The organism is Pseudomonas pudica, assembly GCF_015680405.1.
In the GTDB taxonomy this organism is placed as follows: domain Bacteria; phylum Pseudomonadota; class Gammaproteobacteria; order Pseudomonadales; family Pseudomonadaceae; genus Aquipseudomonas; species Aquipseudomonas pudica.
The window spans coordinates 34,931-46,857 of record NZ_JADLJS010000010.1 but is presented as its reverse complement, the minus strand read 5'-3'; the positions used below and the strand labels follow the sequence as shown (position 1 = coordinate 46,857).

Sequence of the window (11,927 nt, the reverse complement as noted above, 5' to 3'; positions counted from 1 at the left end):
GGGCACTACCCGCGCTTTGCTTGATCTGCGTCTATGCGACAAGTGGTCACTGACATGCTGACAGGTTAGTCCAAGACATAAAAAAAGCCCGGTTCCAAGGAACCGGGCTTTTTTCGACTGCCGAAGCGGTATTAACGCTTGGAGTACTGAGGACGCTTACGCGCTTTACGCAGACCCACTTTCTTACGCTCGACTTCACGAGCGTCGCGGGTGACGTAGCCAGCACGACGCAGAGCGCCACGCAGGGTTTCGTCGTATTCCATCAGAGCGCGGGTGATACCGTGACGGATCGCACCGGCCTGACCGCTGACACCACCACCGGAAACGGTGACGTAGATGTCGAACTTCTCGACGGTTTCGGTCAGCTCGAGTGGCTGACGAACAACCATGCGAGCGGTTTCGCGACCGAAGAACACGTCCAGAGAACGGTTGTTGATGGAAATGTTACCAGTACCCGGACGCAGGAATACGCGAGCGGTTGCGGTCTTGCGACGGCCAGTGCCGTAGTTTTGAGTCGCCGACATAATGAACTATCCCGTTAGATCTTCAGTTCTTGAGGCTGCTGAGCAGTGTGTGGGTGAGCAGCACCCGCGTACACTTTCAGCTTGCGGTACATGTCGCGACCCAGCGGGTTCTTCGGCAGCATGCCTTTGACCGCAGTTTCGATAACACGCTCAGGGGCCTTGGCGATCAACTTCTCGAAGTTGATTTCCTTGATACCGCCCGGGAAACCGGAGTGGGAGTAGTACATCTTGTCGGAAGACTTGGCACCAGTCACTCGAACCTGCTCGGCGTTGATGACGACGATGTAGTCGCCGGTGTCAACGTGAGGGGTGTATTCTGGCTTGTGTTTGCCACGCAGACGGCTAGCGATTTCGGTAGCCAGACGACCCAGGGTCTGGCCAGCGGCGTCGACTACGAACCACTCGCGCTTTACTGTTTCCGGTTTAGCAGTAAAAGTTTTCATTCTCTAAAGCCTCAGAGGCCGCCCAGCGAAAAATAGACGGCGAATCTTACTGGATAGTGCACAGCTTGCCAAGGGCAAGCGCGCAGCCGAACGCTGACGCTTTTGGGGGCTCGGGTCAGGCACGCCAATGTTCGACGGGGTTCTTCCTGTGTGGTGGTGCATCACTTCCGCCACACGGAGAGGGGCCGAATTATCCAGATTGCGCGAAAAATTTCAACCTGCTTTGATGGGCTTCTTTGTCAAGGAGTGTCTATCCGATGGAATACCGCCAGCTCGGCCGTACCGACCTCAATGTCAGCGCCCTGTGCCTGGGCACCATGACCTGGGGCGAGCAGAACGTCCAGCCCGAGGCCTTCGAACAGATTGCCCGAGCCAAGGCCGCCGGGGTCAACTTCATAGACACCGCCGAGATGTACCCGGTGCCGCCCCGCCCCGAAACCTACGCCGCCACCGAGCGCATCATCGGCAACTGGTTCCGTGACAATGGCGATCGCGACGCCTGGGTGCTGGCCAGCAAGGTCGCCGGTCCCGGCAATGGCATCAGCCACATCCGCGACGGCCAGCTCAAGCACAACCGCCAGCACATCGTCTCCGCGCTGGACGAGAGCCTAAAGCGCCTGCAGACCGACCGCATCGACCTGTACCAGCTGCACTGGCCCGAGCGCAGCACCAACTTCTTCGGCAAGCTGGGCTACCAGCACCTGCCACAGGACCACTTCACCCCGCTGGAAGAAACCCTCGAAGTGCTCGACGAGCAGGTGCGCGCGGGCAAGATCCGCCACATCGGCCTGTCCAACGAAACGCCATGGGGCACCATGAAGTTCCTGCAACTGGCCGAAAGCCGCGGCTGGCCGCGAGCGGTGTCGATCCAGAACCCGTACAACCTGCTCAACCGCAGCTTCGAGGTAGGCCTTGCAGAAGTGGCCATCCGCGAACAGTGCGGCCTGCTGGCCTATTCGCCGCTGGCGTTCGGCATGCTTTCCGGCAAATACGAGAACGGCGCACGCCCGGAAAACGCGCGCCTGACCTTGTTCAGCCGCTTTGCCCGCTACTCCAACCCACAGACCGTGGCTGCCTGCAGCCGCTATGTGCGACTAGCCCGCGAGCACGGCCTGGATCCGGCGCAGATGGCTCTGGCATTCGTCACCCGGCAGCCGTTCGTGACCAGCAACATCATTGGTGCGACCAGCCTCGAGCAACTGGACAGCAACCTTGCCAGCCTCGAGCTGAACCTCAGTGATGAACTACTGGCGGCGATCGAGGCAATTCACCAGGAGCAACCGAACCCAGCGCCTTGAGCCGGACCCTGTGCCCACTTCAAGGCCTGTGGGGCACCTGCAGGAGCAGCCTTGTGCTGCGAAGAGGCCATTGCTTGCGCAGGCAATCTTCAGCCCGGCCTCTTCGCAGCAAGGCTGCTCCTACAGGTTGGCACTCACCCTCTCTTGCACAGGCTAGACACAATCGCCAAAAAATAAGACGATCCAGCCGGTGATTGACCACTCTACCCTATAAGAACAATGACAATGATGTTTACCCAACCCTCCGCGTCGCTGCGGCGCGTCAGCATCCTGGCCATTGACAAGGTGTTCGCTTCGACCTTGATGCAGGCCAAGGATTTCTTCCACCTCGCCAGCTTGCGCTACAGCAAGCAGCTGGGCCTGGGCCTTCAGCCCATGTTCGAGATCCGCCTGGTAAGCCCGGACGGCCAGCCCGTGGACAGCTTCAGCAATGTGCAGCTGCCAGTCGAAGGCGGCCTGGACGACGCCGATGTGATCATCCTCCCGGCCTTCTGGGACGACTTCGACAACCTGCTGCAACGTTATCCACAGGTGCTGCCGTGGCTGCGTGAACAGCATGCCCGTGGCGCTGTGCTGTGCGCCGAGGCCAGTGGCGTGTTCTGGTTGGCAGAGTCCGGCCTGCTCGACGGCAAGGAAGCAACCACCTACTGGCGCTTCTTCAACAGCTTTGCCGAACGCTTTCCGAAGATCCGGCTGAACCAGGACAAGCACCTGACCGACGCGGACAACCTGTACTGCGCCGGCGGCACCACCTCGGCCTGCGACCTGTACATCTACCTGATCGAACGCTTCTGTGGGGCCAACGTGGCCCGCGCCGTATCCCGCGACATCCTCTACGAAGTGCAGCGCAACTACACCCCCGGGCGCATGGGCTTTGGCGGGCAGAAGCTGCACCAGGACCTGATCATCCTGCAGATCCAGCACTGGCTGGAAGAACACTTCGCAGACAAGTTCCGCTTCGAGGACGTGGCCCGCAACCACGGCATGAGCATTCGTAATTTCATGCGCCGCTTCCAGGGCGCGACGGGTGACAAGCCGCTGCACTACCTGCAACGGCTACGGATCGAGACGGCCAAGGGCTTGTTGTCGAGTACGCGCAAGAGCATCAAGACCATCAGCTATGAGGTCGGATATGACGATGCCAGTTTCTTTGCGCGGCTGTTCCGCCAGCATACCGAGCTGTCGCCGAACCAGTATCGGCAACAGTTCATGCAAGAGGCTTGAGGCGAATGGGGCCGCTTTGCGGCCCCGGGAATGTCAAGGCTTGTGCGCCCGCGCCAGAAACTCGTGAGACTGCATTTCCAGCAAGCGGCTCAGGGTACGCTGGAACTCGAACGCCAGGCGCCCACCGGTATACAGGTCCTTCAGCTCCACTTCGGCCGAGATGATCAGCTTGACGTTGCGGTCGTAGAACTCGTCCACCATGTTGATGAAGCGGCGGGCGATGTCGTCGGTAGTGACGCCCATCTGCTCGACGTTGCTCAACAGCACGGCATGGAAAATCTTGCCCAGTTCGATGTAGTCGTTCTGGCTGCGGGGGCCGTCGCACAGGGCGCGGAAGTCGAACCAGGCCACGTCGTCACAGGTAAGCAGGGCATTGATCGGGCGATTCTCGATCATCAGCACGTCGTTCTCGACCGCCTGGGTGCATTCAGGGGTCAGCGCCTTGAAGCTTGCGCGCAGGCTCTGGTGCGCAGCCTCATCGAGCGGGTAATGGTACAACTCGGCCTGCTCCAGGTGACGCAGGCGGTAGTCGACCCCGCTGTCGACGTTCACCACATCGGTGTACTGCTTGATCATGGCAATGGCCGGCAGGAAGCGCGCGCGCTGCAGGCCGTCCTTGTACAGGCCGTCCGGCACGATGTTGGAAGTAGCCACCAGCGATACGCCGTTCTTGAACAACTCTTCCATCAGGGTGCCGAGGATCATCGCGTCGGTAATGTCCGACACGAAAAATTCATCGAAGCAGATCACCTTGGCTTCTTCACTGAAGCGCTTGGCAATGATGGTCAGCGGGTTCTTCTCGCCCTTGAGGGTTTTCATTTCCTCGTGCACACGCTTCATGAAGCGGTGGAAGTGCGTACGCATCTTCTGCTTGAACGGCAGCGCCTCGAAGAAGGTATCGACCAGGTAAGTCTTGCCGCGCCCTACCCCACCCCAGAAGTACAGGCCCTTGACCGGGGTCTGCTCCTTCTTGCCGAACAGCTTGCCGAACACGCCCGGCTTGTTGTTCTGCGCGTGCACCAGGTCGTCGTACAGGCGCTGCAGGTGACGCACCGCTGTTTCCTGCGCCGCGTCATGGAAGAAGTCGGGACGTTTCAGATCTGCTTGATATCGTTCTAGGGGCGTCATGATTCGTTAGCGAGGCAACAAAAAACGGGCCGTCACTGTAGCGACAGGCCCGCTTAATGGCAATCAGACTTGCGTCAATATGCCTCATCCAGACCAACAAAGTGCTGGATGGCACCAGCTTTGCCGGTGTTCGCGGGTAAACCCGCTCCTACAGGCGAAATGCCTCAGTCCGGTTGAGGCGCAAGCGCTGCACGCAGGCTTTCGATGGCTGAATCACGGGCTTCGGCGCTGTCGAACTGCGGCCCGTCGGCAACTTGTTCGCCGTTCAGCCACAGGCCGAAGCCCAGGCCTTCGACGCGCACATCCGCCTCGCCACCTTGCTGCAACTGCTTGCTAACGGCGCCGGCGCTCTTGCCGTCGGCGAAACTGCGCGAAAGCAGCAGTTGTTCACCGTCAGCGGCCAGCAGGCGGAAGCGGAAGCTGCCGTCTTCATCGCGGAAGCTGACGAAACGCGCGCTCTTGGCGGCCTTTTTCTTCACTTCGGTGCTGGCCTGCACGCTGCTGCGGAACGAACGCAGGCCAACGGCCTCGCGCAGCTGCTCGAGGAACGGCGTGGCGATCTTGCGGGCTTTGGCGGCACCGGCCAGCAGGATATCTTCCAGGTCCGCCGGGCGGGCGATCAGCTGATGGTAGTACTCGCGCTTCTCGGCCAACTGGCCGTCCAGCAGCTGGAACAGGCGCTGCTTGGCCTCCCCCCAACCCAGGCCCTGTAGCAGCTCTTCACGGAACTCGGCGCACTGCGCCGGCGTCGAGAAGGCCTGGTACAGGGTGAACAGATGCGCGTTGTCCGGGTCTTTCGCTTCGCCAGGCGCACGCGAGTCGGTGACGATGCGCGAGATGGCGTCTTTCATTTCCTTGGCGCTGGTGAACAGCGGGATGGTGTTGTCGTAGCTCTTGGACATCTTGCGCCCGTCCAGGCCCGGCAGGGTCGCCACGCTCTCCTCGATCACCGCTTCCGGCAGGGCGAAGAAGTCCTTGCCCTGGCCGAACAGGTGGTTGAAACGCTGGCCAATGTCGCGGGCCATTTCCACGTGCTGGATCTGGTCACGGCCGACAGGCACCTTGTTGGCGTTGAACATCAGGATGTCCGCGGCCATGAGCACCGGGTAGCTGTACAGGCCCATGGTCACGCCGGCATCCGGGTCTTCGCCGTTTTCCAGGTTCTTGTCCACCGAGGCCTTGTAGGCGTGCGCGCGGTTGAGCAGGCCCTTGGCGCTGACGCAGGTCAGCAGCCAGGTCAGCTCGGGGATTTCCGGGATATCGGACTGGCGGTAGAAGGTGACCTTGTCCGGATCGAGACCACCGGCCAGCCAAGTGGCGGCGATTTCCAGGCGCGAACGCTGGATGCGCAACGGGTCGTCGCACTTGATCAGGGCGTGGTAGTCGGCCAGGAAGTAGAACGAGTCGACACCGGGCTGCTGGCTGGCACGGATCGCCGGGCGGATGGCGCCGGCGTAGTTGCCCAGGTGCGGAGTGCCGGTGGTGGTGATACCGGTAAGAATGCGCGTGGTCATGGGTGTTCGCTTATTCAGGCTTGGCTCAGTTCGAAAGGCGCGGCAGCAGCAGATCCTTCAGATCGGTCAGCTTGCCATGGAAGAAGTGTCCGCATTCTGCCACTTTCAGCAGCTCATGGGGGCGCGACAGGCTGTCGGACCAATCGTAAACCAGCTGCGGCGCGACGACTTCGTCGGCGTCCGGCTGCACCACGGTAATCGGGCAGCGCTGCGGCAAGGGGAATTCCGCCGTCAGGCGCATGACCGCCGGGGCGATCATGAACAGCTGCTGCAGCTCTACCCCGGCGGCCTCCAGGCGGCCGGCCAGGCTGATGGCGACGAAGCCACCGAACGAGAAGCCCATCAGCACCAGCGGCAGGCCCAGATGCTTTTCGCGCAGCCAGGCCGCAGCGGCCTCGGCATCGTCCACCTCGCCAGCGCCCATGTCATGGGTGCCGGCGCTCTGCCCGACGCCACGATAGTTGAACCGCAATGTCACGTAACCGGCATCACGGGCAGTGCGTTGCAGGGTCGAGACCACCTTGTTGAGCATGGTGCCGCCCTGGACAGGGTTGGGGTGGCAGATCAGCACCGCACCACGTGCGTTGGCCACATCCAGATACAAGGCTTCCAGCTGGCCGCTGGGGCCATCGATGAACAAGGGGGTTTCGCGGACAAGCAAGGCACTACTCCGTGACCTCGGGAGGGGTCGATTCGTCTAGGTGAGGAATTCTGTTCTGATTTGCGATCGCTCGCGGTATACAGCGCAGGTCTGAGCCGTTAACGTAAAGCAAAGCCGTTTATAGAGGAAGGACTCGTGGAACTCTCGCTCCTTGTTTGGTTGTTGCCGACCCTGGCCCTGGTCATCGGCGTGGTGGTCGGTTTCGTCGTCGCTCGCCTGCTGCCCAATGCCGCGCCGAGCAGCACCCAGCGTCAGCTGGATGATATCCAGAAGCGTTTCGACAGCTACCAGAACGAAGTGGTCACCCACTTCAACAGCACTGCCGTGCTGGTCAAGAAACTGACCCAGAGCTACCAGGACGTCCAGGATCACCTGGCCGACGGCGCCAATACCTTGGCCCTCGACGACGTGACCCGTCAGCGCCTGCTGGCCGCCCTGCATTCCGAAGGCAGCCAGGGCCCACGTGACCGCCTGACCCCTCCGAAAGACACCGCCGAAGTGCCGCGCGACTACGCGCCGAAAGCGCCGAACTCGCCGGGCATGCTCGACGAGAGCTACGGGCTCAAGCGCTGATCTGCCGAACATGAACAAGGCCTCGCAAGAGGCCTTTTTTGTGGGCTGGATTCACTGGCCTCTTCGAGGGTGAACCCGCTCCTACAGGGTCGGCGCAGGTTTCAAATACTACGCCTGACCCGCGAAGAGACCGGCCCGGGCAACCTAGCTGCAAGCCTCCAGCGCCTGCTCGACATCCGCCAGCAGGTCCTCCACATCTTCCAACCCCACCGACAAGCGCACCAGCCCCTCCGATATCCCGTGATGCGCCCGCTCCTGCGGCGTATAGCTGGAATGGGTCATGCTCGCCGGGTGCTGCGCCAGTGACTCGGCATCGCCCAAGCTCACCGCCCGGGCAAACAGTTGCAGGGCATTCATGAACCTGCGCCCGGCCTCGATACCCCCTTTGAGCTCGAATGCGATCATCCCGCCCGGCAAACGCATCTGCCGCTGCGCCAGCTCGTACTGGGCAAACGACGGCAACCCCGGGTAGTGAATCAGCTCCACCTGCGGCTGCCGAGCCAGAAACTCCGCCACATGCTGGGCATTGGCACTATGGCGGTCCATGCGCAGGGCCAGGGTCTTGATCCCGCGCATCAGCAGCGCTGCATCGTGGGGCGACAGCACCGCCCCGGTCATGTCCTTCAGCCCTTCCAGGCGAATGCGGTCGACCAACGCCTTGCGCCCCACCACCAGCCCGGCAGTGATATCACCGTGGCCACTGAGGTACTTGGTCGCCGAATGCACCACCAGGTCCGCCCCCAGCTCCAGCGGCCGCTGCAGGTAGGGTGTGCAGTAGGTGTTGTCGACCACCACATGCACATCATGCCCGCGCACCGCCTCGGCCACCGCAGCGATATCCACCAGCTGCATGTTGGGGTTGGCCGGCGTTTCGAAATAGATCATCCGCGTTTTGCTGTTGATCGCCGCTTTCAGGGCTTTGGCATCGTTCAGGTCTACATGGCGGATCTTCACCCCGAATTCGCCAATGCCATGGTGAAGGAAGGCAAAGGTGCAGCCGTACAAAGTACGCCCGACGATCAGCTCATCACCGGGGCGCAGCAGGGTCCAGATCGTCGAGGTGATGGCCCCCATGCCCGACGCCAATGCCAACCCCGCCTCACCGCCCTCCAGCGAGGCCATGCGCTGTTCCAGCAGGGCCAGGGTAGGGTTGGAGATGCGACTGTAGAAATGCCCAGGCTCCTCCCCGGCAAAGCACGCAGCGCCGTATTCCACGGTGGGGAAGGCATAAGTAGCGGTCTGGTACACCGGCGGCACCAGGGCGCCACCGTGGGAAAGCGGGTCGTAGCCATGGTGAATGGCCCGTGTGGAAAAACCGGTGTTGTTATGGGAGTCGCGCATGGCAACAGCCTCTTGTGGTTTGCTATAAGCTTATGCCACCGAGCTGCCCGAATTTTTCCAAAATGACCCACGCATACGCGTGCTTTCTGGAACAAAAACAACAATTACCGGACCAGGAGGGCAAAACATGCCTTCAAGCCTCGACCGCACCGACCGCGCCCTGCTCGCTGCCCTGCAGGACAACGCCCGCCTCACCGTTGCCGAACTTGCCGACCAGGTAGCGCTGACCACCTCGCCGTGCTGGCGGCGGGTCAAATTGCTGGAGGACAACGGCTACATCACCGGCTACCAGGCCATCCTGTCGCCCAAGTCGCTGGGGTTTGGCGTGACCGCGTTCGTCAGCATCATGATGGACTCGCACACCAAGGACATGGCGCTGGCGTTCGAGCAGCGGCTGATGGAAATTCCCGAGATTGTCGCCTGCCACAACATCTCCGGGCGCTACGACTTCTTGCTGGAGATTCTGGCGCGGGATCTGGAGTCGTTTGGGGAGTTCACCCGGGAAGTGCTGCAGCGGTTGCCGGGGGTGAAGGAGATCTATTCGAGCTTTTCCTATAAGGCGGTGAAGGAACGGCGGGTAATTCCGGTATCGGAAAAACATATTTGAACTGACTATCGTCACGGAAATGGCACTTCGTTGCCCGATTCGACTCGACATTTTTTTATAGGGCAACTTTTCGGTTTTTTATGGTGCTCGACCTGATAGACGCTTGAAATGTTACAGCGAACACCAGGCACTCCTCGCAGATCAGCGCCTGGCTTGCTCTGTCCAGCGACTAGTGCGAGATGCTGGATTTTTCCAGAGCCGTTATTCGACGATCCAGTTCGCGAACAGATTCGATCAACGGCGCAACCAGCTTTTCGTAATCCACTGTCAGCAGGCCGTCCTTTTCATGTACCAGCTCCGGATAGATCTTCTGCACATCCTGGGCGATCACACCGATATCATCTCGACCGGACTCTTTCCACTTCATCCGCACGCCGTGAATCTTCAACAGGGTGTCGGTGGAATTCAGCAGTTCCTTTACATCCGTCTTCAGGCGTGCATCACTGAACGGGCAGCATTTGGAACCCAAGTCGGCACTTGCCGAGCCCGATAACCCAACAGCCAATATCAGTGTCAATGCTGCAAAATGGTTGGTGATTTTCACCGTTGCGTCTCCTTGATTGTAGGAGCACACAGGGTGAGTGAACGGTCTTCTACGCAATAGTCGGACTTCTTGCTTGTTAGCGCAGGAAAAGGCAATGCGCCTCTAGTTACCCCATAAAAAAACCCGCCGAAGCGGGTTTTCTCTTGCAGTCTGGCGCTTAGATCGCGCCACGCTGACGCAGCACGTCCAGCACCTGTTTCACGCCCTCGTCCACGCTGGTGGCCTGGGTGTCGATCACAAGGTCTGCGTCCAGCGGCACATCGTACGGGAAGCTTTCGCCCGGGATGTTGTCGCCACCAGCAGCGTACAAGCCTTGCGGGTCACGCTCACGGCAGGCCAGCGGCGAGGCCTGGACGTAAACGGTCACCAGGCGCTCCTTGCCGATCAACGCCTTGGCCTGTTCGCGGCCTTCGGCATCCGGGGCCACGAACGCTGCCAGGGTCAGCAGACCGGCTTCGTTGAACTGGCGCGCCACATGGGCGGCGCGGCGCCAGTTCTCGGTGCGGCCGGCGCGGTCCTGTGGCAAACCCTTGTTCAGGTCGTGGCGCAGGTTCTGGCCGTCGAGCACGTACACCGCACGGCCCATGTCGAACAGCTTGCGCTCCACGGCGTAGGCCAACGTGCTCTTGCCAGCGCCGGACAGGCCGCTGAACAACACGGTGGCAGGCTGCTGGCCGAAGCGCAGGGCACGCTCTTCTGTGGCCACATGGCACAGCTTGCCATGATGGCCGGTGCTGCCGTGCGGCAGGACTGGAGGGGCGATGATCATGCCAGCGCCAACGGTGCCATTGGTCAGGCGGTCGATGACGATGAACGCACCAGTAGTGCGGTTGCTGTCGTAACCGTCCAGAGCGATCGAGGCGTCCAGGGACACCTTGACGCGGCCGATTTCGTTCAGCTGTAGCGCGCTGGCAGCGCCCTGCTCCAGAGTGTTCACATCAACCTTGTGGGTGATGCTGGCAATCGAGCCCGGTACGTAGCTGGTGGCGCGCTTGATGTCGTATTTCTTGCCCGGGAGCATCGGTTCCTCGGCCATCCACACCAGCATGGCGTCGAACTGGTCGGTGACCGGCGGGACGTTGTCGGCATGCACCAGCAGGTCGCCACGGGAGATGTCGATCTCGTCTTCCATGGTCAGGGTCACGGCCTGGCCAGGGCCTGCGTTTTCCAGCTCGCCTTCGTAGGTGACGATGGACTTGACGCGGCTGCTCTTGCCCGACGGCAGCACGACGATTTCGTCGCCCTTGTGCACCACACCGCTGGCGATGGTGCCGGCGAAGCCACGGAAGTTCAGGTTCGGACGGTTGACGTACTGCACCGGGAAGCGCAGGTCGGTGAAGTTGCGGTCGGCCGACACTTCGACGGTTTCGAGGATTTCCATCAGCGTAGGGCCGGCGTACCACGGCGAACGCTCGCTATGGTTGACCACGTTGTCGCCCTTGAGCGCCGACATCGGCACGAAATGCAGGCTGCTCGGGGTCAGCTTGATGGCTTCGGCGAACTTCAGATAGTCGGCCTTGATCGACTCGAAGACATCCTGATCGAAGCCCTTGAGGTCCATCTTGTTGACCGCGACCACGATATGCTTGATGCCCAGCAACGAGGCAATGTAGCTGTGGCGGCGAGTCTGGGTCTGCACGCCGTAGCGGGCGTCGACCAGGATGATCGCCAGGTCGCAGGTGGACGCACCGGTAGCCATGTTGCGGGTGTACTGCTCATGGCCTGGGGTGTCGGCAATGATGAACTTGCGCTTGGCGGTGGAGAAGTAGCGGTAGGCGACATCGATGGTGATGCCCTGCTCGCGCTCGGCCTGCAGACCGTCGACCAGCAGTGCCAGGTCGACTTCCTCCCCGGTGGTGCCGACTTTCTTCGAATCACGGGTGATGGCCTCGAGGTGGTCCTCGTAGATCATCTTCGAGTCGTGCAGCAGGCGCCCGATCAGGGTGCTCTTGCCATCGTCGACGTTGCCGCAGGTCAGGAAGCGCAGCAGTTCCTTGCGCTCGTGCTGGGCCAGGTAGGCGAGGATGTCCTCGCTGATCAGATCAGATTGGTGCGACATGGAGTAACCCT

General features: G+C 61.1%; 12 protein-coding genes. 4 read left to right on the top strand and 8 right to left on the bottom strand.

What is annotated here, in order from left to right; genetic code table 11:
- Positions 1 to 131: 131 nt before the first annotated feature.
- Both rpsI and rplM read right to left on the bottom strand, forming a co-directional pair.
- Positions 132 to 524 (bottom strand): 30S ribosomal protein S9, encoded by a 393-nt coding sequence (rpsI, locus tag IRZ77_RS10135; RefSeq protein ID WP_003260797.1) that lies wholly within the window; start codon positions 522 to 524, stop codon positions 132 to 134.
- A 14-nt stretch (positions 525 to 538) separates the two neighbouring features.
- On the bottom strand, positions 539 to 967 hold the full coding sequence (rplM, locus tag IRZ77_RS10130; protein ID WP_003260798.1) for a 50S ribosomal protein L13: 429 nt from the start codon (positions 965 to 967) through the stop codon (positions 539 to 541).
- Between the two features lie 257 nt (positions 968 to 1,224).
- On the opposite strand from rplM, the gene IRZ77_RS10125 reads away from it, so the two are divergent.
- A complete protein-coding gene (locus tag IRZ77_RS10125) occupies positions 1,225 to 2,265 on the top strand; it encodes an NADP(H)-dependent aldo-keto reductase (RefSeq protein WP_046616510.1) in 1,041 nt (346 codons plus the stop codon).
- A gap of 303 nt (positions 2,266 to 2,568) precedes the next feature.
- Positions 2,569 to 3,489, top strand: coding sequence for a GlxA family transcriptional regulator (locus IRZ77_RS10120; RefSeq protein WP_075047039.1), 921 nt, complete (start codon positions 2,569 to 2,571; stop codon positions 3,487 to 3,489).
- Positions 3,490 to 3,522: 33 nt separating this feature from the next.
- Here IRZ77_RS10120 and zapE read toward each other — a convergent pair whose 3' ends face one another.
- From zapE to IRZ77_RS10105, 3 genes are all read right to left on the bottom strand, one after another.
- Entirely contained in the window at positions 3,523 to 4,617 is a 1,095-nt protein-coding gene (gene zapE / locus IRZ77_RS10115; protein ID WP_046616509.1) for a cell division protein ZapE, read from the bottom strand.
- Positions 4,618 to 4,781: 164 nt separating this feature from the next.
- Positions 4,782 to 6,131: a tryptophan--tRNA ligase gene (locus tag IRZ77_RS10110; protein WP_046616508.1), complete on the bottom strand. Its 1,350-nt coding sequence runs from the start codon at positions 6,129 to 6,131 to the stop codon at positions 4,782 to 4,784.
- A 25-nt stretch (positions 6,132 to 6,156) separates the two neighbouring features.
- Complete coding sequence (locus tag IRZ77_RS10105; RefSeq protein ID WP_085601201.1) at positions 6,157 to 6,792, bottom strand: alpha/beta hydrolase; 636 nt, start codon at positions 6,790 to 6,792, stop codon at positions 6,157 to 6,159.
- Positions 6,793 to 6,927: 135 nt separating this feature from the next.
- Here IRZ77_RS10105 and IRZ77_RS10100 point away from each other — a divergent pair, with 135 nt between their 5' ends.
- On the top strand, positions 6,928 to 7,365 hold the full coding sequence (locus IRZ77_RS10100; protein ID WP_025340565.1) for a YhcB family protein: 438 nt from the start codon (positions 6,928 to 6,930) through the stop codon (positions 7,363 to 7,365).
- A 144-nt stretch (positions 7,366 to 7,509) separates the two neighbouring features.
- Here the strand turns inward: IRZ77_RS10100 and IRZ77_RS10095 are convergent, their stop codons facing one another.
- Positions 7,510 to 8,706, bottom strand: coding sequence for a methionine gamma-lyase (locus IRZ77_RS10095; protein WP_196173461.1), 1,197 nt, complete (start codon positions 8,704 to 8,706; stop codon positions 7,510 to 7,512).
- A 127-nt stretch (positions 8,707 to 8,833) separates the two neighbouring features.
- On the opposite strand from IRZ77_RS10095, the gene IRZ77_RS10090 reads away from it, so the two are divergent.
- Positions 8,834 to 9,313: an Lrp/AsnC family transcriptional regulator gene (locus IRZ77_RS10090; protein WP_016498026.1), complete on the top strand. Its 480-nt coding sequence runs from the start codon at positions 8,834 to 8,836 to the stop codon at positions 9,311 to 9,313.
- Positions 9,314 to 9,482: 169 nt separating this feature from the next.
- Here IRZ77_RS10090 and IRZ77_RS10085 read toward each other — a convergent pair whose 3' ends face one another.
- Both IRZ77_RS10085 and cysN read right to left on the bottom strand, forming a co-directional pair.
- Positions 9,483 to 9,857: a tail fiber domain-containing protein gene (locus IRZ77_RS10085; protein WP_052970536.1), complete on the bottom strand. Its 375-nt coding sequence runs from the start codon at positions 9,855 to 9,857 to the stop codon at positions 9,483 to 9,485.
- 157 nt (positions 9,858 to 10,014) lie between these two features.
- Positions 10,015 to 11,916 (bottom strand): sulfate adenylyltransferase subunit CysN, encoded by a 1,902-nt coding sequence (gene cysN / locus IRZ77_RS10080; RefSeq protein WP_046616504.1) that lies wholly within the window; start codon positions 11,914 to 11,916, stop codon positions 10,015 to 10,017.
- Positions 11,917 to 11,927 lie beyond the last annotated feature (11 nt).

Bases quoted from the DNA above. Each gene is read 5' to 3' on its own strand.
- IRZ77_RS10110 (WP_046616508.1), bottom strand. From the start codon at position 6,131: ATGACCACGCGCATTCTTACCGGTATCACCACCACCGGCACTCCGCAC.
- cysN (WP_046616504.1), bottom strand. From the start codon at position 11,916: ATGTCGCACCAATCTGATCTGATCAGCGAGGACATCCTCGCCTACCTG.
- rplM (WP_003260798.1), bottom strand. From the start codon at position 967: ATGAAAACTTTTACTGCTAAACCGGAAACAGTAAAGCGCGAGTGGTTC.
- IRZ77_RS10095 (WP_196173461.1), bottom strand. From the start codon at position 8,706: ATGCGCGACTCCCATAACAACACCGGTTTTTCCACACGGGCCATTCAC.
- IRZ77_RS10120 (WP_075047039.1), top strand. From the start codon at position 2,569: ATGCAGGCCAAGGATTTCTTCCACCTCGCCAGCTTGCGCTACAGCAAG.
- zapE (WP_046616509.1), bottom strand. From the start codon at position 4,617: ATGACGCCCCTAGAACGATATCAAGCAGATCTGAAACGTCCCGACTTC.
- IRZ77_RS10090 (WP_016498026.1), top strand. From the start codon at position 8,834: ATGCCTTCAAGCCTCGACCGCACCGACCGCGCCCTGCTCGCTGCCCTG.
- rpsI (WP_003260797.1), bottom strand. From the start codon at position 524: ATGTCGGCGACTCAAAACTACGGCACTGGCCGTCGCAAGACCGCAACC.
- IRZ77_RS10125 (WP_046616510.1), top strand. From the start codon at position 1,225: ATGGAATACCGCCAGCTCGGCCGTACCGACCTCAATGTCAGCGCCCTG.